Raw genomic sequence first — 19,364 nt, forward strand, 5'->3', positions numbered from 1 at the left:
GGCGCGCGCCCTGGCGCTCGGGTGCCCGGGTGTTCTGGCGCCCACCGAATCGGTGGCGCACACCGCGGCCTCACCCCCGCGAACACCGCAGAACGCGCCACACTTTCCGCACCCCCCGAAAACAGGTGGCGCGACCAGCGGCCTCACCCCCGCGGATGCCGCAGAACGCGACACCGATTCAGCTCGCCGGCGCGCCGCCCACGCACCCGAGGGGGCGCTCAGTCCGCGGGCGTGTACACGGCGTGACCGCGGGTCGGTACCAGGCCGTCGCCGCCACGCGCACCGACGACAGCGGCGGAGTCGGCCGAGAGCACGAGGGGCCCGGCATCCACGAGATGCTCGTGCGCCGTCGTCGTCGCGAGCCACACCTCACGACCCGTGAGATCGACGGTCCACGGCTCGGGCGAGAGATTGACGTACACCGAGGCCGTGTCACGGTGGAGGACCCATCGCCCGGCGCCGACGCTCTCGGCCGCGTGCCCTCGCTGGTCGGGGTCGGTCAGCTCGGCATGATCCCGCCGCAGTCGCGCGAGTGCCCGGTACAGCGACAGCAGGCGCGCGTGGGCGGGTTCGTCGAGTTCGGACCAGTCCAGCTTCGACCGCTCGAACGTCGCCGGGTCGTTGGGGTCGGGCACGAGCGACTCGTCCCACCCCATCCGCGCGAACTCGGCCTTGCGTCCCTCGCGGGTCGCGGCGGCGAGCTCGGGTTCGGGGTGCGAGGTGAAGAACTGCCATGGCGTGCAGGCCCCCCACTCCTCCCCCATGAACAGCATCGGAGTGCCGGGCGCCGTCATCGTCAGCACCGCCGCGACCTCCAGGCGTGCCGGCGTCAGCGACTGGCTGAGCCGGTCACCGGCCGCGCGGTTGCCGATCTGGTCGTGGTCCTGCGCGAACGTGACGAGGCGCCACGACGGTACCGCCGCAGGTAGGGGCGCGCCCCAGTCGCGACCCCGGAAGGACGAGAACGTGCCGTCGTGGTAGAAGCCGCCCGTCCAGGTCTTGGGCAGTGCCTGCGGATCGGCGAAGTCGGCGTAGTACCCCTCGGTCTCCCCGGTGAGGCCGACGTGCACGGCGTGGTGCCAGTCGTCCACCCACTGCGCGGTCAGCCCGTACCCGCCGGCCTCGCGCGGCAGGATCATGATCGGATCGTTCAGATCGCTCTCCGCGATGAGGCTCAGCGGACGGCCGACGTGCGCCGACAGCGCGTCGACCCGCTCGGCGATCTCCTGCAGGATGTGCACCGGGCTCGATGCGGACTCGTGCAGCGCGTGTACGGCGTCGAGCCGCAGGCCGTCGACGTGCATCTCGCTGAGCCACATCAGCGCATTGTCGATGATGTAGTCGCGCACCGCCCGCTGGTCGAGGTCGATGCTCGATCCCCACGTGGTGCTCTGTCCGTCGCGCAGGTACGGCCCGAACTCGGGCAGGTAGTTCCCCGAGGGGCCGAGGTGGTTGTAGACGACGTCCTGCACCACCGCCAGTCCCGCTCCGTGAGCCGCGTCGACGAAGCGTCGGTAGGCCTCCGGGCCGCCGTAGTCCTCCTGCACGGTGTACCAGAGCACGCCGTCGTAGCCCCAGTTGTGGGTGCCGTTGAAGCCGTTGACCGGCAGCAGCTCGACGTGTGTGACACCCAGCTCGGCCAGGTGGGGCAGGCGGCCGATCGCGGCATCCAATGTGCCCTCGCGGGTGAACGTGCCGACGTGCAGCTCGTAGATCAACCCCCCGGCGAGTTGCCGTCCGGTCCAGGCGGCATCGCTCCATACGAAGGATGCCGCGTCGTCCCACGCCGACAGATCGTGCACCCCCCGCGGCTGGCGGCGCGAGCGCGGGTCGGGGCGCACGTCGCCGTCATCGAGCACGAATCCGTACTCTTCGCCCGGGTCGGGCGTCGCGAGAGTCGTCCACCAGCCGGCATCCCGCGGCGTCATCTCGATGTCCGCAGCCCCGTCCGGGAAACCGGCCAGACGCAGTCGCACCCGCGCCGCACGCGGCGCCCACACCTCGATCGTCATGCGACCATCCTGCCCGTCACGGACGGGTGCCCCGCACCCCTTGACGCGGAACGGCCTATGACGTGCCGTCGGAGTTGCCCTCGTCGTCTTCGTCGGGTGTCGGGCGGCGTCCGAGGAAGAAGAAGACGACGGCGAGCACGCCGAACGGCAGCGCCACCGCCCAGTTCTGCATCGTCAGTCCCATCGAGACGGCGATCGCGAAGAAGGCGATGGCGACCCCGAGATAGCTCTGCTGCTGCCCGCTCGACTCGGCCATGACTCGACGCTAGCGAAGACCTCCTGCCGCGGCATCCCCCGTGCGACGGAATCGACGCGCTCGCATCCTGCCGCGAGCTCCGCAGAATGTGACGTGCTCCGCACCGGATGCCGCGTCTGCGTGCGGAGTTCGTCAGGATCTGCGGAGTTCGTGGGGGCGGTCGCCGCGGGCGGTGACGCGCGTCAGTCCTCCCAGCGCGAGGGACCGCCGGATGCCGCGAACTCCGCGGCCGCCGCGGCGCGCAACTGCGGGTCGGCCGCGTAGGCGACCGCCGTGGCGGCGAGGGCCGCCGCGGCATCCACCAGGGCGTCGACGGCCGCGGGGAGCACGGTGAGCTCGGCGAAGGCCGCGTTGTGCGGGAACACATCGTCGGGTCCGCCGAGTCCGAGCGACGGGTGGATCGACGGGACGAGCCGGCTGACGTTTCCCATGTCGGTCGACGGCCCGCCCTGCGGCGGGGCGGCCGGTGCGGGGATCTCGTGCCCGCGAGCGGCGAAAGCCTCGGTCCACCGCGCGGTGAGCGCGGTGTTCGTCTGCAGCGGCAGGTACGGCGGCACGGGGTCGACGTCGATCTCGGCGCGGGTGCCCGTGGCGAGCGCCGCCCCCTCGAGAACGGCGACGACGCGATCGGTGAGCTCACGCAGCTGCCCCACCTCGGCGGATCGCACGTAGAACAGAGCAGACGCCCGCTCGGGGACGATGTTCGGCGCGGCACCTCCGTCGGTGATGATGCCGTGCAGGCGGTCGCTCGGCAGGATGTGCTGACGCAGCTGGGCCACGCTCTGGTAGGCGGTGACGACCGCGTCGAGGGCATTGCGTCCGAGCCACGGCGCCCCCGCCGCGTGCGCCGCACGCCCGTGGAACGTCACCGCCACGCGGCGTACACCCGTCGTGCGCTGTCCGAGCACGGAGCTCGTGCCCGATCCGCTCGAGGGGTGCACCATGCCGGCGGCATCCACATCGTCGAAACCGCCGGCGCGGATGATGAGCTCCTTGCCGCCCCCGTTCTCCTCCGCGGGGGTGCCGATCAGCGACAGCCGTCCACCGAGGTCGGCGACCACCGGCGCGGCCGCGAGGAACGCCCCCACCGCGACCGCCGCGATGACGTTGTGCCCGCAGGCGTGACCGATGCCCGGCAGGGCGTCGTACTCCGCGATGATCGCGAAGTGCGGGCCGGATGCCGCGGCATCCGTGCCCGCCGTCGCCCGCAGGGCGGTGTCGAGGCCGAACGCGCCCACCTCGGCATCCACACCGTGCGCGGCGAGCAGCGCCGCGATGCGCGCGACGGACGCATGCTCCTCGAAACCGATCTCGGGCTGGTCGTACAGCTCGCGCGCGAGCCGCGCGAGCTCGGGACGCAGGCGCTCGACGGCGGCCGCGATCTCCGCGTCAACCGCGGCCGGCGACGACGCCGCCTCGGCGCTCACAGCTCGACGAGCTCGCCGTCGGCGCGGCGCAGCGTGAGCCGGAAGCCCGACTCCTCGCCCGCCACGACCTCCGCGACGCCGTCGCCCAGGCCGAACGCGGCGAGGATCGCCTGCAGCGGCGCCGGATCGGGCTCGGTGCGCACGAGCGAGACGAGCTCGATCGTGGGGATGTCGCTGAGCCCCGGCTGCGCCGTGGTGCCCCAGTCGATGAGGAACGGAACGTCGAGGCGACGGTTCTCGCCGCGGGTGAGGCGCCATTCCAGAAGGGTCCCGTCGGGCGTGCGCCGCGAGAGGTCGCTGACGTCACCCGGGTCGTAACCGCCGGCGCGGGCGGTGGCAACGGTGGCCTCGATGTCGGCCGGGTGCACGGCGTAGGCCTGCACGCGGGGCGCGTCGAGGGTGGCGATGCCGAAGGTCTCCGGCAGTTCCGGCTCGGAACGCGCGGGGTTCGGGCCGATCAGCTCGATGTACTGCGGGCCGCGACGGCCGTCGACGGTGAGGGCGACGAGCGCGTTGGCGGTGCCGGTCGGGTGAGCGCCGCCGGGTGCGGCGACGACGCCGGTACGCTCGGCGAACCAGTCGACCAGGGCGGCCAGGTCGGGCCCGGCGATGACGACGTGGTCCAGAAGGGTGGGGATGCTCATGGTGTCCTCGTTCTCGGGTTATCGGGCGGACGCGCGGCGGGCGGGAACCTCGGGCTCGCCGAGGGACAGCATGAGCCGGTTCGCCCAGTTGAAGAAAGCCGCGCCGCCGATGACGTCGACGATCTCGGCGTCGTCGAGACCGGCCGCACGCAGCCGTGCGATGTCGTCCTCTCCGAACGCGAGCGGGGTGTCGGCGAGGGCGACGGATGCCGCGACCACCGCGTTCCACGTCTCGTCGCCGAGGTCGGCCTCCACGCCCTCATCGAGAAGGCGCTGCACGTCGGCCTGCCGGCCCGACTCGCGCGTGGCGGATGCCGCATGCACGGACGCGCAGAAGACGCAGCCGTTGTGGCGCGAGGTCGCCGCGGCGGCGAGCTCGCGTTCGGCGCGGCCGATGCCGCCCGACACGTTGTAGAAGATGTCGAGGTCGGTGAGGGTGCGGGCGCGCAGCGCCTCGGGGTCGCGGGCGAGCAGCCGGAAGTACGGCATCTTCGCGCGGGCCGGCTCGATGAGCGCGTCGCGCTGGGCGTCGGTGAGCTCATCCTCGGCCACGGGAAGAAGCCACGGCACCCAGCCGAGGCCTTCCTGCGTGAACGCGTCGGGTCGAGCCAGCTCGGCGTAGGTGGTGACGACGTCGGTCATGTCAGGCTCCTTCGGAGACGGTGGCGGACGCGGCGGAGGTCGCGAGCGGCGCGGATGCCGCGGCCAGCACGCGCAGCCCCCAGGCGACCCGCAGTTGGAAGCTCAGGAAGGCGACGAGCTGCGACAGCGACACGATGTCGTCGGGGCTCCACCCGGCATCCACGAGCGCCTGCAGCGCCTCGGCGCGCGCCTCGCGCGGACGGAAGACGAGCAGGTGCGTGTGCGCCAACGCGGCGGACAGCCGCGGGCCCAGCGCTGCGGCTGTCCCGGCATCCGCAGCCCAGCGCACGCCGTCGGTCGACTCGTCCTGCAGATTCGGCTCGCGGTACGCGCCGAACGGACCGGTCGCGGCGGCGGCGGCCGCGGCATCCGCGACGACGGCGATCAGCGCGGGCGCCTCGTCGCCGAGAAGGTCGCCGTAGAACGCCGTCGCCTCGGCGAAGTCGTGCAGCTGCGAGACGAACGAGGCGACGGCGTAACGCTCCGCCAGCGCGAATGTGCCGGGCTCGGCCGGCTCGAGCAGCGCCTCGAAGCTGCGCTGCGCGTTCTCGCGGGCCTGGGCACGCTGGTCGCGCACGGCGGCGAGCGGGTCGTTCGCGGCGATGCCGGCGAGCAGGTCGATGATGTCGGCGGTGGGGGTGCTCATGCGAGTCCTTCCGAGGAGGCGGCGAGGGCGAGCGGGCGGTGGGCGTGGTGGAGCGCGGCGGCGGCATCCGCTCCGACGGCGAAGCCGAGGCGGGGGGCGACCTCGCCGGCCAGCAGCTCGAGGGAGCGGAGGGTCAGCTCATGGGTCGCCGCGATCGAGTGCACCTGGAACGAGACGTCGCTGGCGGCCGGCAGCGTCCGGTCGGCCGACAGCGATGCGACGACCTCGTCGACCGTGCCCACGTGGGTGTCGGTGATCCGGACGAGCTCGTCGAGCGCGACTCCGTCGGTGTCGATGCCGAACATCGTGCGGGCGAGGTGGCGGAGGCCGTCACCGGCCAGTTCGAGAGCGCGCGTGCGGTCCTCGGGGTCGACGACGAGCGCGGTTCGCGACGCGAGCACGCGGACCGGCGCCCCCTCGGGCAGGGCGGCGCGGTAGGCCTCGATGATCGGCAGCTGCAGCTCGTGCAGGGGGGCACCGGGAGCTTCCGGCCTACGGGGCTGGGTGCGCGAGAGCAGCAGGCCGTCGCCGCGCTCTCCCGCGCGGCGGCCCCCGTCGACCGAGAACGTCGCCTGCCAGATGCGCGCCGACAGGTCGCCGGCGGCGGGATAGATGCGCGAGTCGGTCCCTCGGATGCCGCGACCCTCGAGCGCGGCGAGGAGCACGTCCAGGTGATCGGCGAAGATCTCGCGGCGACGGTCGGACTCGCGTCCGAACGCCGCGAACGAGGAGGGCGTGCCGCCGGTGGCGAGGCCCAGCTGCACACGTCCGCCGCTGAGCTGATCGAGCACGGTGGCGTCCTCGGCGACGCGCAGGGGGTCATCGAGCGGAAGCGTGACGACGCCGGTGGCCAGCGCGATGCGGCTCGTGCGTTCCGCCGCGGCGGCCAGCAGCACGAACGGCGACGGCAGTCCTCCCTCGTGCTCGCCGAAGTGGTGCTGCGCGAGCCATGCCGAGGCGAAACCGTGGCGCTCCGCGTGGGCGATCTGCTCGATCGCGAACCGGTAGCGATCGGCGGCGGAGGCCTCTTCGAGCACACGGCTGAAGAAGCCGAGACGGGGACCGCTCATGCGGATACCTCTTCCTTGCGGGGGACGACGGGGCCGGCGGAGGTGAAGGCCGCAGCCCTCGACGCGGAGTCTGTGCGCAGCGACGCCCCCGGGATCGCCGCGAGGAGCTCTCGCGTGTAGGCGTGCTGCGGATCGGCGAAGACCGCGGCGGCCGCGCCGTGCTCCACCTGACGGCCGCGGCGGAGCACCGAGACGGTGTCGGCGATCTGGCGGACGACGGCGAGATCGTGCGAGATGAACACGTAGGTCAGTCCGAGCTCGCTCTGCAGCCGGGCGAGCAGACGCAGGATCTGCGCCTGGACCGTCACATCGAGAGCCGAGACGGCCTCGTCGAGCACGACCAGCTCGGGCTCCACGATCAGCGCACGGGCGATGGCCACGCGCTGGCGCTGCCCGCCGGAGAGCTCCCGCGGATGCCGCGACGCGATCTCGGGCGCGAGGGCGACGAGCTCGAGGTGATGCGCCACCCGGTCGGCCCGCTCGCCGCGGGTCCCGATGCCGAAGTTGCGCAGGGGCTCGGCGAGGATGTCGGCGATGCTCTGGCGCGGATCGAGCGACGCGTACGGGTTCTGGTAGACGAGCTGGGTGGTGCGGTGGAACGCGCGGCGTGCCCGTCCGCCGGCGAGCGCGGTGACCTCGGTTCCGCCGACACGGATCGTGCCGCGCGTCGGGCTGTTGAAGCCCGCGATCGAGCGCCCTGTCGTCGTCTTGCCCGAGCCCGACTCCCCGACGAGGGCGTGCGTCGTGCCGCGGGCGACCGTGAACGACACGTCGTCGACGGCGACCAGCGGCGAGCGTCCCGCGCGGCGGAACTCCTGCGTGAGCCCGGAGACCTCGACGAGGGTGTCGGCGAGGGCGGCGGCATCCGGCGCCGTGCGCTCGACGACGCGGGCGAGCGAGGGGGCGTCGGCGAGGAGCGTACGGGTGTAGTCCGACGTCGGCGCCGCCAGAACCCCAGCCGTGGGCCCCGCTTCTTGCACGCGGCCGCCCTGCATCACGACCAGCGCGTCGGAGCGGTCTGCGGCGACGGCGAGGTCGTGCGTGATGAAGAGGATGCCGGTGCCCGTCTCGGCGCGCAGCTCGTCGAGAAGGTCCAGGACGGTCCGCTGCACCGTCACATCGAGCGCGCTCGTGGGCTCGTCGGCGATGATCAGCTCGGGCTGCAGCGCGAGCGCCGCCGCGATCAGCACACGCTGGCGCATACCCCCGGACAGCTCATGCGGATACTGACGTGCGCGAGCCTCGGGGTCGTCGATGCCGACGCGTTCGAGCAGGTCGATGACGCGCGCCTGGATCTTGGCGCGGTCCTTCCACCCGTGGATGCGGAGGGCTTCGCCGACGCTCCAGCCGATGGTGGCCACCGGGTTGAGCGAGTTGCCCGGGTCCTGCGGGATGAGCGCGATGCAGCGGCCGCGCAGATGCCGCCAGCGGCGCTCGCCGAGACCCACGAGCTCGGTCGGCCCGTCGGTGCGCTCGGACAGACGGATGCTGCCGCCGGAGACGCGGCCGTTGGCGGCGAGCAGGCCGATGACCGACTGGGCGACGGTCGTCTTGCCCGAACCGGACTCGCCCACCAGAGCCGTGACCGACCCCGCCTCGACGTCGAACGAGACCCCGCGGACGGCCTCGACGGCACCGCGACGCGTGCGGTACTGCACGGCGAGGTCGCGGATGGACAGCAGCGGCTGCGCGCTCATGCGGCATCCCCTCCTCGAAGGGCCTGGCTGAGGCGGTTGGTCGCCAGCACGACGAACACGACGATCAGGCCGGGCAGCACCGTGAGCCACCAGGCGGTGGCGACGTAGTTGCGTCCCTCGGCGATCAGCAGGCCCCACTCGGGCGTAGGCGGCGGCGCGCCGTAGCCGAGGAAGCCGAGGGTCGAGATCTGCAGGATCGCCGAGCCGAACTGCAGCGCCGCCAGCGCGATCACCGGAGTCAGCGAGTTGGGCAGGATGTGGCGCCACAGCACGCCGAAGAACGTGCCGCCCGAGCCGTAGGCCGCCTCGACGAAGTCGGTGACCCGAACGCTCACGACGCGCGAGCGCGCCAGGCGCGCGAACACCGCGATCGAGGTGACCCCGACCGCGACGGCGGCGCTCGTGGTGCCGAACCCGAGCAGGATCACGACGCTCAGCGACAGCAGCAGTGCGGGGATCGCGAGCAGCACGTCGACGACGCGCATGAGCACCTCGTCGACGGCGCCGCCGAGCGCTCCGGCCGCGAGGCCGATGGCGGTGCCCACGACGAGGCCGACGAGCACGGCGACGAGCGCGCCGATGATCGACTGCGAGGCGCCGTAGACGACACGGGCGTAGAGATCGCGGCCGGTGGCGTCGGTGCCGAACCAGTGCTCGGCGCTGGGCGCCTGCAGCGCGGGCGCGACCGTCTCGGTAGGGTTCTGGGCCGTGAACAGGCCCGGGAAGAGCGCCCACAGCAGGGCGACGAGGATCACGAGCGCCGGCAGGACGAACCCGACGCGCGAGACGAGGCTCCGCCAGCGCAGGCGCCGGTCGGGAGCGGGGGCGCCGGGGCCCGGGCCGCCGGGTGCGGTGTCGCCGGCGAGTCCGGCGGTGGTGGCCAGGGCGGTCATCGGTTCCCTCCTCGGGAGGCGGCGGCCGCGACGGGGGCGCCGACCTCGGCATCCACGAGCTCGTCGACGGCGCGGTCGGCGGCATCTTCGCGCGGTGCCGCGACCGACCCGCGGGTGGGCCCGGAGGTGCGCAGCCTCGCGTCGAGCACGGGGTAGAGCAGGTCGACGATCAGATTGATGACGACGAAGGCGACGGTGGAGATCACGACGACGGCGAGCAGCACCGGGGTGTCACGGTTGGCGACCGCCTGCGCCGTGAGCTGGCCGATGCCGGCGCGGGCGAAGACCGTCTCGGTCACGACCGCACCGCCCACGAGCTCGCCGAAGAGCAGTCCCGCCATCGTCAGGGTCGGCAGCAGCGCGTTGCGGGCGACGTTTCGCCACAGCAGCCACGGCGTGCTCGCCCCGCGCGCACGCACGACGGCGACGAACGGCTGCTCGCGCACCTCGTCGATCGAACGCATCAGCACCTGCGAGAGGGGCGCCGCGATCGGGATCGCCAGGGTGATCACCGGCAGGATGAGCGCCTGCACGAGGTTGGCCCCGATGACGGGCACGAGCCCGAGCCGGAACGAGAACACCTGGATCAGGATGATGCCGATCCAGAACACCGGCAGGGAGACGAACAGGGGCGGGATGCCGCGGAACACCCGGCGCAGCCCGCGACCCGCACCGTACGTCGCGGTGAAGGCGATCGTGACCGCGAGGAACACCGCCAATGCGAAACCGAGCACCGCCAGGGTCAGGGTGGGCGGCAACGCGGTCGCGATGAGGTCGGAGACGGCCGCGCCGCTGGCCACCGAGTAGCCGAAGTCGCCCGTGAGGAAGCCCGCGATCGAGCGGACGTATTGCACGATGAGGGGCTGATCGGCGCCGAGCGACTGGCGGATGGCCTCGATCTGCTCAGGGGTGAGACCGAGCTCCGGCGCGCCGTACCGCGCGATGACGGCGTCACCGGGGAGGGCCGCCAGCAGCAGATAGGCCGCCGTGTAGGCCAGAGCGAGGACGAGCACCGCCTGGCCCACACGACGAAGGACGTACGACATGGATTCTCCGTGAACCGGTCCGAGGGCCGGTCGCTCAGCCCGCGAGCCAGGTCGAGTAGAAGGTCGGGCGTCCGACCGACTCGGTCGCGAAGCCCTGGACCTTCGCGGTCAGGCCGAAGACCTGGGGCTCCTCGAAGATCGGCAGGATGTAGGCGTTCTCGGCGAGGTAGGTCTGCGCCGCCTCGGATGCCGCCTGACGCTCGGCCGTCGTGGGCTCGGACGCGATCGCCTGCAGGAGCGTGTCCAGCTGCGGGTCACCGATGCTGCCGTCCGCGGGGTTCAGGTTGAGCAGCGTGTTGCGGTTCTTCGAGAAGTACTGCGACTTCAGCACATCGAAGTCCGCGCGGCCGACCATGGAGTGGTACACCTGGATGACGCTCTGGTCGGTGGATGCCTTGGTCTGCGCGGCCATGTCGCCGGCGAACAGGTTCACCTGGATGCCGAGCTTGCCCAGCTGCTCCTGGATGAGGGTCACGACCTCCTTCGAGCGCGGCTGCGGCAGCGCCTCGTTGAAGCTCAGCGTGAGCTTCTCGCCGTCCTTGGCACGGATGCCGTCGGATCCGAGGGTCCACCCCGCGGCATCCAGCAGCGACGCGGCCTTGGCCGGGTCGTACGTGTAGTACGAGGAGGTGTCGACGTAGCCGAGGGCGGTCTTGGCGAGCGCGCCGGTGGCCAGCGGGTAGTTCTTCGTGAAGAGGGTGTCGACGATCTTCTGACGGTCGATGCCCGCGATGATCGCCTGACGCACACGCACGTCGGCCAGACGCGGCTCGCGGAAGCGGAAGCTCAGGCCGTTGTTGACGCCGTTGGTTGCGGCGGCGTGCAGCGACAGGCCGCCGGCGGCGAACTGCGCCTCGTCGGGGGCGGGGATGTTGCGGGCGATGTCGGCTTGGCCTGCGACGACCGTGCCGACGCGCACGCTGTTCTCGGCCGCGACGACGTAGTTGACGCCCGCGAGGTAGGCGGCGCCCTGGTGCTTCAGCGACGGGGGCGCCCAGTTGTAGTCCTTGCGCGCCGTGACGCTGGTCTGCGTGCCGATCTGCTCGTCGGAGATGACGAACGGGCCGCTGCCGATGATCTTGGTGGCGTTGCCCGGTCCGAACTGCTCGCTCGTGCGGTCGAGGGTCGCATCCGACAGCAGACCCGAGTTGATGGTCGACACGGCCTGCGCGAAGCCGGGCGACGGCGCCGTGAAGTGGAAGACGACCGTGTGGTCGCCGGTCACCTCGCCGTGGTCGTAGTTGTTGATCGCCTCCGACACCGGAAGCGCCCGCGCCTTGTCGCCCTTGCCGTACAGGTCGATGTTCTTCACGACGTTCGCGGCGGTCAGCGGCGTGCCGTCGGAGTACGTGACGTCGGTGCGCAGGTCGAACGTGTACTCGGTGGCGTCGTCGTTGACCTTGTAGTCGGTCGCGATCCACGGCTCGAGTTCGAGCGTCTCGGGGTTCTGGTAGAGGAGGCGATCGGTCACGTTGTTGACGATGCCGCCGTTGGGGTAGAACCCCGCGGACGGCGGGTACAGCGTCGTCCACGTCTGCGGCTCCAGGTAGGTGAGCGTGCCGCCGGTCTTCGGCTCGCCTCCGGCGGAGGCGGCGGGGGCGGCACTGCCGGAGGCGCAACCGGCGAGGAGGGCGACCGCGGCGAGGGTGGATGCCACGACGAGGGTCGTGCGGGTGAGTCGGGACATGGTGGTCTCCTGGTGTGCGCCGGGCGGCGCTGCGGTGAGCGGGATGATCCACCCCACCACGGCTGCACCCGGCGGGACCAGCCGTCGGTCACGTGACGTAAGCGATCGTCACGAAACGTCATACGCACCGCGTTTCGACTCGCTGCGCTCGCTCAACGACCAGGGGGAGGGCGGCGCCTCCCGGTCGTTGAGCGAGCGGCGCAGCCGCGAGTCGAAACGCCCCGACCCCGCCCGCGCCGAGCGGTCAGTCGGCCGCGACCAGCAGCGCGACCGGCAGGTCGGCGAGAACGACGGCCAGGGGCGCGGCCCCGACGGCGAGCTCGCGTCCGGTGAACGCATCGCGCCAGCGTCCCGTGGGCAGCAGCACCGCGGTGTCGCCCCAGCCGCCGCGCGCGGCGAGCCCGACGGGCAGACGCATCGCCACCGCGATCGCACCGCCCCGGTCGAACGCGACGGCGTGCGCGGATGCCGCGCCGACGACGGGCAGCGGCGTGTACCGCGTGAACAGGTCGGGCCGGGCACGGCGCAGCCGCAGGGTCCGCGACACGACGAGGAGCTTGGCGGCGCCGGTGTCGTCGACCGACGGCATCCATCCGTCGTCTAGCCGTGCGAGCAGCGCGCGGCGGCCGGCGACATCGACGGGGCGCCGGTTGTCGGGGTCGACGAGCGAGAGGTCCCACAGCTCCGTGCCCTGGTAGACGTCCGGCACGCCGGGTCCGGCCAACTGCAGCAGCTTCGCCGACAGGGAGTTCGAGCGGCCGGCATCCACGACGTCGGCGACGAGCGCCTCGACCGTCGGCCGCGCGGCATCGAACGCGGCGTCGACGAGTCCGTGGACGCGCGCTTCGAACGCCTCGTCGGGATCGGTCCAGCTCGTGCCGACATCGCCCTCACGCGCGGCCTTCTCGGCGTACGCGTGCAGCCGCTCGGGGAGGGCCGGATCGTCCGACCATGCACCGATCACCGCCTGCCACAGGAGCGCATCGAGGGGGCCGTCCCCGGTGGATGCCGTCGCACGCAGCGCGTCCAGCGCCGCCGCCCAGCGGTCGGGGATCTCCGCGAGCACCGTCAGGCGCGCCCGCACGTCCTCGGAGCGCTTGGTGTCGTGCGTCGTCAGCGCCGTGAGGGCGTGCGGCCACGACGCCTGGCGACGCGTGAACGCCGCGTGGAACCCGGGGACGTCGAGCGCGAACCACGACGGGTCGCCGCCCACCTCGGTGAGCGAGCTCAGCCGCGTGTGCCGGTAGAACGCGCGGTCCTCGACGCCCTTGGCGGTCACCGGGCCGGTGGTCTGCATGAAGCGCCGCGACAGCTCGGCGTCCGCATCGGCGACGAGCTCCGCCAGCACGACGAGGGCGTCGGCGAGGTCGGGCCGGCGCGCGGATGCCGTGGCCACGGCATCCGCCAGCAGCTCGCGGCCGGCCGGAAGGTACGCGCGGTAGACGGGGAAGGCGGCGAGCAGCTCGGCGAACGCGTCACGGGCACGGTCGTCGTCGAGGTCGGCGCGCACGGCGTCGGGCAGGCAGCGGATGAGACGACCGACCTCGGCGGCCTGCGACGTGTCGGCGATCTCGCGCTTGGTGCCGGCGATCATGTCGTGCCAGTCCACGGGCCCGCCGCGCAGGCGCTCGTCGAGCGCGGTCAGCGCCGGCGCGCCGGCCGGGTCGACGAGCACCCGGTCGATCTCGCCGAGGGCGTCGTAGCCGGTGGTGCCGTCGGTGGCCCACCAGCCGGGCAGCTCCTCTCCCAGCTCGAGGATCTTCTCGACGTAGACGGGAAAGGCGGGGGTCGACGCGGCGCCGCGGGCCTCCGCGACCGCCGCGGCGAGCGCGTCGAGGTAGCCGCCCGGGTCGGCGAGGCCGTCGGGATGGTCGATGCGCAGACCGTCGACGAGCCCCTCGCGCACCCAGCGGAGGATCTCCCCGTGCGATGCCGCGAACACGTCGGGCAGCTCGACCCGCACGCCCGCGAGTGAGGTCACCGTGAAGAAGCGACGGTAGTTCAGCTCCTCGGCATCCCGCCGCCACGACGTCACCCGCCAGTGCTGGCGCTCCAGCACGTCGCGCACCGCGAGGCGGTCGGTCGTCGCGTGCAGCGGCGCGGTGCCGGGGGCCAGCGGCAGCACGAGGTCGTAGTAGCGCGCCGTGCCGAAACCGTCGTCGTCGGCCGCCGGGGGTGCCGCCTCGATCTCGCCGGCGCCGAGCACCTCGTCGAGGGTGCCACCCAGCACGGGCAGCACGACGCGCTCGGCGCCGTGCGCCCAATCGATATCGAACGCGTGCGCGTGCCGTGACGCCCGTCCGTGGGTCAGAACGTCCCACCACCACGGGTTCTCGGTCGGATCGGCGACGCCCTGATGGTTCGGCACGATGTCGACGAGGATGCCGAGACCCGCGTCCCGTGCCGCGGCGACGAACCGCGACAGCCCGCCCGGGCCGCCCCGGTCGGCGTCCACCCGCGTGGGGTCCACCACGTCGTAGCCGTGGTCGGAGCCGGAGGCCGCCTGCAGGATCGGCGACAGGTAGGCCCAACCGACGCCGAGATCGTGCAAGTAGCCGGTGACGGCGGCGGCGGCATCCAGGTCGAACGACGCGCGCACCTGCAGGCGGTAGGTCGAGGCGGGCGCGCCGCGCGGGTCGTCGGCCACGGTCAGTGCGGCAGCTCGGGCTGCGGGGCCGGCGAGCGCACGATGTCGATCGGCACCGTCAGCGCCGCCAGCGACGCGGCGACGGAGTGGTCGACGTCGGGCTTCTGCTCCTGATAGTCGCGCAGGACGATGAGCGAGCGACCCGCCAGCTCGACGGCTTCGCCTCCGCGGCGCGGCTCGGTGTCGGTGAGCTGGCCCGTGGTGTCGACGACGATCTCCCACTGCGGGCTGAACTCCGCGCGGGGGATCGTGAACGAGAGCCCTTCATCACCCGCGTTGAACAGGATGAAGAAGTGGCGATCGACGATCTGCTCGCCGCGGCGGTCGCGCTCCCGGATGCCGTCGCCGTTGAGGAACACCCCGACGGCGCGGCCGAAGCCGGACTCCCAGTCCTCGGGCTGCATCTCGGTACCGTCGGGGCGCAGCCACGCGATGTCGGGCAGCGGCGCGCCCTCCTCGCGACGCACGGGCCGGCCGTCGAAGAAGCGGCTGCGGCGGAACGTCGGATGCTCGCGGCGCAGCCGGGCAAGGGCTGCCGTGAACTCGACGAGCGGCTGGTCGACGTGGTTCCAGTCGATCCAGGTGATGTCGTTGTCCTGCGCGTACCCGTTGTTGTTGCCGCCCTGGGTGCGCCCCAGCTCATCGCCGTGCGAGATCATCGGCACGCCCTGGCTCAGCAGCAGCGTCGCCAGGAAGTTGCGCTGCTGACGCGCACGCAGCGTGAGCACCCCCTGGTCGTCGGTGGGGCCTTCGACGCCGCAGTTCCACGAGCGGTTGTGCGATTCGCCGTCGTTGTTGTCCTCACCGTTGGCCTCGTTGTGCTTCTCGTTGTACGAGACGAGGTCGCGGAGGGTGAAGCCGTCGTGCGCGGTGACGAAGTTGATGGATGCCACGGGTCGACGTCCCGAGTTCTCGTACAGGTCCGCCGAACCCGTCAGCCGTGACGCGAACTCGCCGAGCGTCGCGGGCTCGCCGCGCCACAGGTCGCGGACGGTGTCGCGGTACTTGCCGTTCCACTCCGTCCACTGCGGCGGGAAGTTGCCGACCTGGTAGCCGCCGGGTCCGATGTCCCAGGGCTCGGCGATGAGCTTGACCTGCGAGATCACCGGATCCTGCTGCACGATTTCGAAGAACGCCGCGAGCCGGTCGACCTCGTAGAACTCGCGGGCGAGGGTCGCCGCGAGATCGAACCGGAAGCCGTCGACGTGCATCTCCAGCACCCAGTAGCGCAGCGAGTCCATGATCAGCTGCAGGGTGTGCGGGTCGCCGACGTTCATGCTGTTGCCGGTGCCGGTGTAGTCGGTGTAGTACCGCTTGTCGTCGGCTTCGAGACGGTAATACGCCTCGTTGTCGATGCCGCGCATCGACAACGTCGGGCCCATGTGGTTGCCCTCGGCCGTGTGGTTGTAGACGACGTCGAGGATGACCTCGATGCCGGCGGCGTGCAGAGCCTTCACCATGCTCTTGAACTCCTGCACCTGCTGGCCGCGCTGGCCGGTCGAGGCGTAGGTGTTCTGCGGTGCGAGGAAGGCGATCGTGTTGTAGCCCCAGTAGTTGCTGAGGCCCTTCTCCTGGAGCGTGGAGTCGTTCACGAACTGGTGCACCGGCATGAGCTCGATCGCCGTCACGCCGATGTGCTTGAGGTGCTCGATGATCGCCGGGTGGGAGATCGCGCTGTACGTCCCGCGGATCTCCTCGGGGATGTCGGGGTGAAGCTCCGTCAGACCTTTCACATGGGCTTCGTAGATGACGCTCTCGGCGTACGGCGTCTTCGGGAGGCGGTCACCGGCCCAGTCGAAGAACGGGTTGACGACGACGCCCTTCATCATGGCGTGGGCGGAGTCCTCGTCGTTGCGCGAGTCGGGGTCGCCGAAGTCGTAGCCGAACACCTCCTGGCCCCACTGCACCTGACCCTCGACGGCCTTCGCGTAGGGGTCGAGCAGCAGCTTGTTCGGGTTGAAGCGCTGACCGTTCGCCGCGTCGTTCGGCCCGTGAACGCGGTAGCCGTACCGCTGACCCGGCTGGACGGTCGGCAGGTAGACGTGCCAGACGAACGCGTCGACGTCGCGCATCTCGATGCGCGTCTCCTTACCGCGATCGCCGAACAGGCACAGTTCGACCCGCTCGGCGCCCTCGCTGAAGAGAGCGAAGTTCGTCCCGCTGCCGTCGAACGTCGCCCCGAGCGGGTACGCGGATCCTGGCCATGCCTGCATGTGCGACTCCCTGTTCGGTGACATCGTTCGGTGACATCGCCGCCACGCGATCGAACCGTGACGAGACCATCCCGTGACGACCTCAGCCTAGGGGGCCGACCCCCCGACGGGGATGTCGGACGGTGGGCCTGGACGAGGCGACGGGGAGTTGCTATGGGCGATCGCAGGGTCGAAACCGCCCCTGCGCGAGTCGCGTGCATTTCGTCCGCGTAAATTCCGCGCCGAACGGTTGCACGGCCGGTCGGGAGGGTGATTCTCTGTCCTCAACTTGGACGCTTGTCCAACTTCACGACACGAAGAGGCCCCCCATGGACGCACCCGCCCGCCCCATCGCCGTGGTCACCGGCGCGAGCTCGGGACTCGGCGCGGCCCTGGCCGAGCGACTGGCCCGCCGCGGGCACGACCTCGCGCTGATCGCCCGCCGCGCGGACCGCCTGGACGCCCTGGCCGCCCGGCTTGAGTCGTCCTGCGGCATCCGCACCGTGGTGATCGCCGCCGATCTCACCTCCCCCGGTGCGCCCGCCGCGATCCGCCAGCAACTCCGCGACGGGGGCTGGCGCGCCCAGACCCTCGTCAACGCCGCCGGGTTCGGCACCGCCGGCGACTTCATCGAGGAGGATCCGGAGCGCGTCGCCGACGAGATCGCCGTCAACGTCACCGCACTGACCGTCCTCACGCGATTGCTGCTGCCCGACCTCACGGCGGAGCCGGGCGGTCTGCTGCTCAGCATCTCGAGCACGGCCGGTCATCAGCCGGTGCCGCGGCTCGCGGTCTACGCCGCCACGAAGGCGTACGTCACCAGCCTGACCGCCGCGATCTCGGACGAGACGCGGGCGATGGGGCTGCAGGTCGTGGCGCTGTGCCCCGGGCCGACGGCCACGGAGTTCTTCGACGCGGCGGGATCGACCCTGTTCCAGGTCGGCGCCGTCGCGACGACGAAGGACGTCGTCGACGCGACGATGAACGCCATCGACCGCGGGGCGGGCCCCGTCGTCACGGTGGGGCTGGCGCACCGGGTCCAGGCCGTCGCCGCCCGACTCGCCCCCCGCGCGCTCACCCTCGCCGTCGCCTCGCGCGGCACCCGTCGGCGGGAGGTCGCCTCGTGAGGCGCCTGAGCGCGGATCAGCGGCGAGAAGAGCTGATCGCGGCCGCGATCACCGTGATCGCCCGCGACGGGCTGGCGGCGGCCACGACGCGTGCGATCGTCGCCGAGGCGGGGATGCCGCTCGGAGCCTTCCACTACGTCTTCGCCTCGCGGGAAGAACTGCTCGAACGCGTCATCGAGAGCGTCACCGACGAAGAGCGCCTCGCCGCGTGGCTCGGCGTCGACGGCGGAGGCGACATCCGCACCGTGCTGGCGCAGGGCCTCGACGCCTACCTGCGACTGCTCGAGACCGACCCCAGCCGCGAGCTCGCCCTGCTCGAGGTCGCCGTCCACGCCCAGCGCCACAACCCCGAGGCCGCGCGCGCCCAGTGGCGCACCTACCTGCGGGCGATGACCGCGAGCCTCGAGCACGCCGCCCGACTCGCCGGGGTGACCTGGAACACCCCGGTCGACGAGGTGGCGCACTCGTTCATCAGCGCGCTGGACGGGCTCACGCTCACCTGGCTCGGCGACCGCGACAGCGTCGCCGCACGACGGCACATCGACTTCCTCTCGGCCGCCTTCGCGGCCCTCACCCTCCCCTCGACAGAAGGATCACGATGATCACGGACATTGACGAACGCGTGCTCGCCGCGGTGAACCTGCACGCGGTGCTGGGCGCCCTCCCGCGGCTGGCGGAGATCGCCCCCGAGGCGGCGCACCTGCTGGCGCGGGAGATGACCAGGCCCCTCACCCTGTCGTTGTCGGCACCGGGGGGCCTCCACGCTCACTACCGCTTCGATCGCACCGGCGTGAGCGCGTTGAGCGCGCGGGAAGGCCGCGGACCCACACTGCTGTTCCGGTCGGCCGCGCACCTGAACGCGGTGATCGCGGGTACCGCGCAGCCGATCCCGGTCGCCGGTCCCGCCGGCATCCGTTTCCTCACCCGCGTGTTCACCCCCCTCACCGCGATGCTCTCGGCCGTCCTGCGCCCGAGTGCCGAGGACCTCACCGACCCGGAGCGGGCCGAGCGCAGCACCCTGCTCACGCTGGACGTCGCGGCGCACGCGATCGCCGTCGTCGCCAACGAGGACATCAGCGGCCGGTTCTCCGCCGCCCACATGCCCGACGGCGACCTCGACTTCGAGGTCGGCGACACGATCCGCTACCGCTTCGCCGTGCTCGACCACCGGGTGCGGGTCGACCCCGACCACTCCGACACGCCCCGCGCGGCGTTGCGGTTCGCCGATCTGGATGTCGCCGGCGGCATCCTGTCGGGCCGCGAGAGCGCCCTGTCGTGCATCTGCGACGGGCGCCTGGAGATGCGCGGCTTCATCCCCCTCGTCGACAACACCAGCCGAATCCTCGACCGCGTCGGCACCTACCTCGGAGCGTGATCC

16 protein-coding genes are annotated in these 19,364 nt (G+C 72.0%); 3 read left to right on the forward strand and 13 right to left on the reverse strand.

The window, feature by feature from the left end; translation table 11 throughout:
* Nucleotides 1-218 precede the first annotated feature (218 nt).
* From treZ to glgX, 13 genes are all read right to left on the reverse strand, one after another.
* The gene (treZ, locus tag DEU37_RS06180) at nt 219-2,012 is read right to left on the reverse strand and encodes a malto-oligosyltrehalose trehalohydrolase (RefSeq protein ID WP_121189724.1); all 1,794 of its coding nucleotides are present in this window, start codon (nt 2,010-2,012) and stop codon (nt 219-221) included.
* A gap of 55 nt (nt 2,013-2,067) precedes the next feature.
* A complete protein-coding gene (locus DEU37_RS06185) occupies nt 2,068-2,268 on the reverse strand; it encodes a hypothetical protein (protein WP_121189725.1) in 201 nt (66 codons plus the stop codon).
* A gap of 182 nt (nt 2,269-2,450) precedes the next feature.
* Nucleotides 2,451-3,695 carry an amidohydrolase gene (locus DEU37_RS06190; RefSeq protein WP_121189726.1) on the reverse strand — a complete coding sequence of 415 codons (1,245 nt, stop codon included), beginning with the start codon at nt 3,693-3,695 and terminating at the stop codon, nt 2,451-2,453.
* A complete protein-coding gene (locus tag DEU37_RS06195; RefSeq protein WP_121189727.1) occupies nt 3,692-4,339 on the reverse strand; it encodes a VOC family protein in 648 nt (215 codons plus the stop codon). The genes DEU37_RS06190 and DEU37_RS06195 overlap by 4 nt, the downstream gene beginning before the upstream one ends.
* An 18-nt stretch (nt 4,340-4,357) precedes the next feature.
* The gene (locus tag DEU37_RS06200; protein WP_121189728.1) at nt 4,358-4,981 is read right to left on the reverse strand and encodes an alkylhydroperoxidase domain protein; all 624 of its coding nucleotides are present in this window, start codon (nt 4,979-4,981) and stop codon (nt 4,358-4,360) included.
* Nucleotide 4,982: 1 nt separating this feature from the next.
* Entirely contained in the window at nt 4,983-5,627 is a 645-nt protein-coding gene (locus DEU37_RS06205; protein WP_121189729.1) for a CMD domain protein, read from the reverse strand.
* Entirely contained in the window at nt 5,624-6,697 is a 1,074-nt protein-coding gene (locus DEU37_RS06210) for a putative FMN-dependent luciferase-like monooxygenase (RefSeq protein ID WP_121189730.1), read from the reverse strand. The genes DEU37_RS06205 and DEU37_RS06210 overlap by 4 nt, the downstream gene beginning before the upstream one ends.
* Entirely contained in the window at nt 6,694-8,394 is a 1,701-nt protein-coding gene (locus DEU37_RS06215) for an ABC transporter ATP-binding protein (protein WP_121189731.1), read from the reverse strand. The genes DEU37_RS06210 and DEU37_RS06215 overlap by 4 nt, the downstream gene beginning before the upstream one ends.
* Entirely contained in the window at nt 8,391-9,287 is an 897-nt protein-coding gene (locus DEU37_RS06220) for an ABC transporter permease (protein WP_121189732.1), read from the reverse strand. The genes DEU37_RS06215 and DEU37_RS06220 overlap by 4 nt, the downstream gene beginning before the upstream one ends.
* Nucleotides 9,284-10,333 (reverse strand): ABC transporter permease, encoded by a 1,050-nt coding sequence (locus DEU37_RS06225; protein ID WP_121189733.1) that lies wholly within the window; start codon nt 10,331-10,333, stop codon nt 9,284-9,286. The genes DEU37_RS06220 and DEU37_RS06225 overlap by 4 nt, the downstream gene beginning before the upstream one ends.
* 34 nt (nt 10,334-10,367) lie before the next feature.
* The gene (locus DEU37_RS06230) at nt 10,368-12,020 is read right to left on the reverse strand and encodes a TIGR04028 family ABC transporter substrate-binding protein (protein ID WP_121190028.1); all 1,653 of its coding nucleotides are present in this window, start codon (nt 12,018-12,020) and stop codon (nt 10,368-10,370) included.
* Between the two features lie 244 nt (nt 12,021-12,264).
* Nucleotides 12,265-14,667, reverse strand: coding sequence for a malto-oligosyltrehalose synthase (gene treY / locus DEU37_RS06235; protein ID WP_121189734.1), 2,403 nt, complete (start codon nt 14,665-14,667; stop codon nt 12,265-12,267).
* 2 nt (nt 14,668-14,669) lie between these two features.
* Nucleotides 14,670-16,880, reverse strand: a complete 2,211-nt coding sequence (gene glgX / locus DEU37_RS06240; RefSeq protein WP_121189735.1) for a glycogen debranching protein GlgX — start codon at nt 16,878-16,880, stop codon at nt 14,670-14,672.
* A gap of 308 nt (nt 16,881-17,188) precedes the next feature.
* Here glgX and DEU37_RS06245 point away from each other — a divergent pair, with 308 nt between their 5' ends.
* Genes DEU37_RS06245 through DEU37_RS06255 form a run of 3 tightly spaced genes read left to right on the forward strand, consistent with a single transcriptional unit; the run spans nt 17,189 to nt 19,361 of the window.
* Entirely contained in the window at nt 17,189-17,986 is a 798-nt protein-coding gene (locus DEU37_RS06245) for an SDR family oxidoreductase (RefSeq protein ID WP_121189736.1), read from the forward strand.
* Entirely contained in the window at nt 17,983-18,588 is a 606-nt protein-coding gene (locus DEU37_RS06250) for a TetR/AcrR family transcriptional regulator (RefSeq protein ID WP_121189737.1), read from the forward strand. The genes DEU37_RS06245 and DEU37_RS06250 overlap by 4 nt, the downstream gene beginning before the upstream one ends.
* Nucleotides 18,585-19,361, forward strand: coding sequence for a hypothetical protein (locus DEU37_RS06255; protein ID WP_121189738.1), 777 nt, complete (start codon nt 18,585-18,587; stop codon nt 19,359-19,361). Before DEU37_RS06250 ends, DEU37_RS06255 begins: the two co-directional genes overlap by 4 nt.
* Nucleotides 19,362-19,364 lie beyond the last annotated feature (3 nt).

The sequence above is a fragment of the Microbacterium sp. AG790 genome, from assembly GCF_003634765.1.
Classification (GTDB): Bacteria; Actinomycetota; Actinomycetes; order Actinomycetales; family Microbacteriaceae; genus Microbacterium.

Bases quoted from the DNA above. Each gene is read 5' to 3' on its own strand.
- DEU37_RS06195 (WP_121189727.1), bottom strand. From the start codon at position 4,339: ATGAGCATCCCCACCCTTCTGGACCACGTCGTCATCGCCGGGCCCGAC.
- glgX (WP_121189735.1), bottom strand. From the start codon at position 16,880: ATGCAGGCATGGCCAGGATCCGCGTACCCGCTCGGGGCGACGTTCGAC.
- DEU37_RS06205 (WP_121189729.1), bottom strand. From the start codon at position 5,627: ATGAGCACCCCCACCGCCGACATCATCGACCTGCTCGCCGGCATCGCC.
- DEU37_RS06210 (WP_121189730.1), bottom strand. From the start codon at position 6,697: ATGAGCGGTCCCCGTCTCGGCTTCTTCAGCCGTGTGCTCGAAGAGGCC.
- DEU37_RS06230 (WP_121190028.1), bottom strand. From the start codon at position 12,020: ATGTCCCGACTCACCCGCACGACCCTCGTCGTGGCATCCACCCTCGCC.
- DEU37_RS06245 (WP_121189736.1), top strand. From the start codon at position 17,189: ATGGACGCACCCGCCCGCCCCATCGCCGTGGTCACCGGCGCGAGCTCG.
- DEU37_RS06185 (WP_121189725.1), bottom strand. From the start codon at position 2,268: ATGGCCGAGTCGAGCGGGCAGCAGCAGAGCTATCTCGGGGTCGCCATC.
- DEU37_RS06200 (WP_121189728.1), bottom strand. From the start codon at position 4,981: ATGACCGACGTCGTCACCACCTACGCCGAGCTGGCTCGACCCGACGCG.
- DEU37_RS06220 (WP_121189732.1), bottom strand. From the start codon at position 9,287: ATGACCGCCCTGGCCACCACCGCCGGACTCGCCGGCGACACCGCACCC.
- treZ (WP_121189724.1), bottom strand. From the start codon at position 2,012: ATGACGATCGAGGTGTGGGCGCCGCGTGCGGCGCGGGTGCGACTGCGT.
- DEU37_RS06255 (WP_121189738.1), top strand. From the start codon at position 18,585: ATGATCACGGACATTGACGAACGCGTGCTCGCCGCGGTGAACCTGCAC.
- DEU37_RS06215 (WP_121189731.1), bottom strand. From the start codon at position 8,394: ATGAGCGCGCAGCCGCTGCTGTCCATCCGCGACCTCGCCGTGCAGTAC.
- DEU37_RS06225 (WP_121189733.1), bottom strand. From the start codon at position 10,333: ATGTCGTACGTCCTTCGTCGTGTGGGCCAGGCGGTGCTCGTCCTCGCT.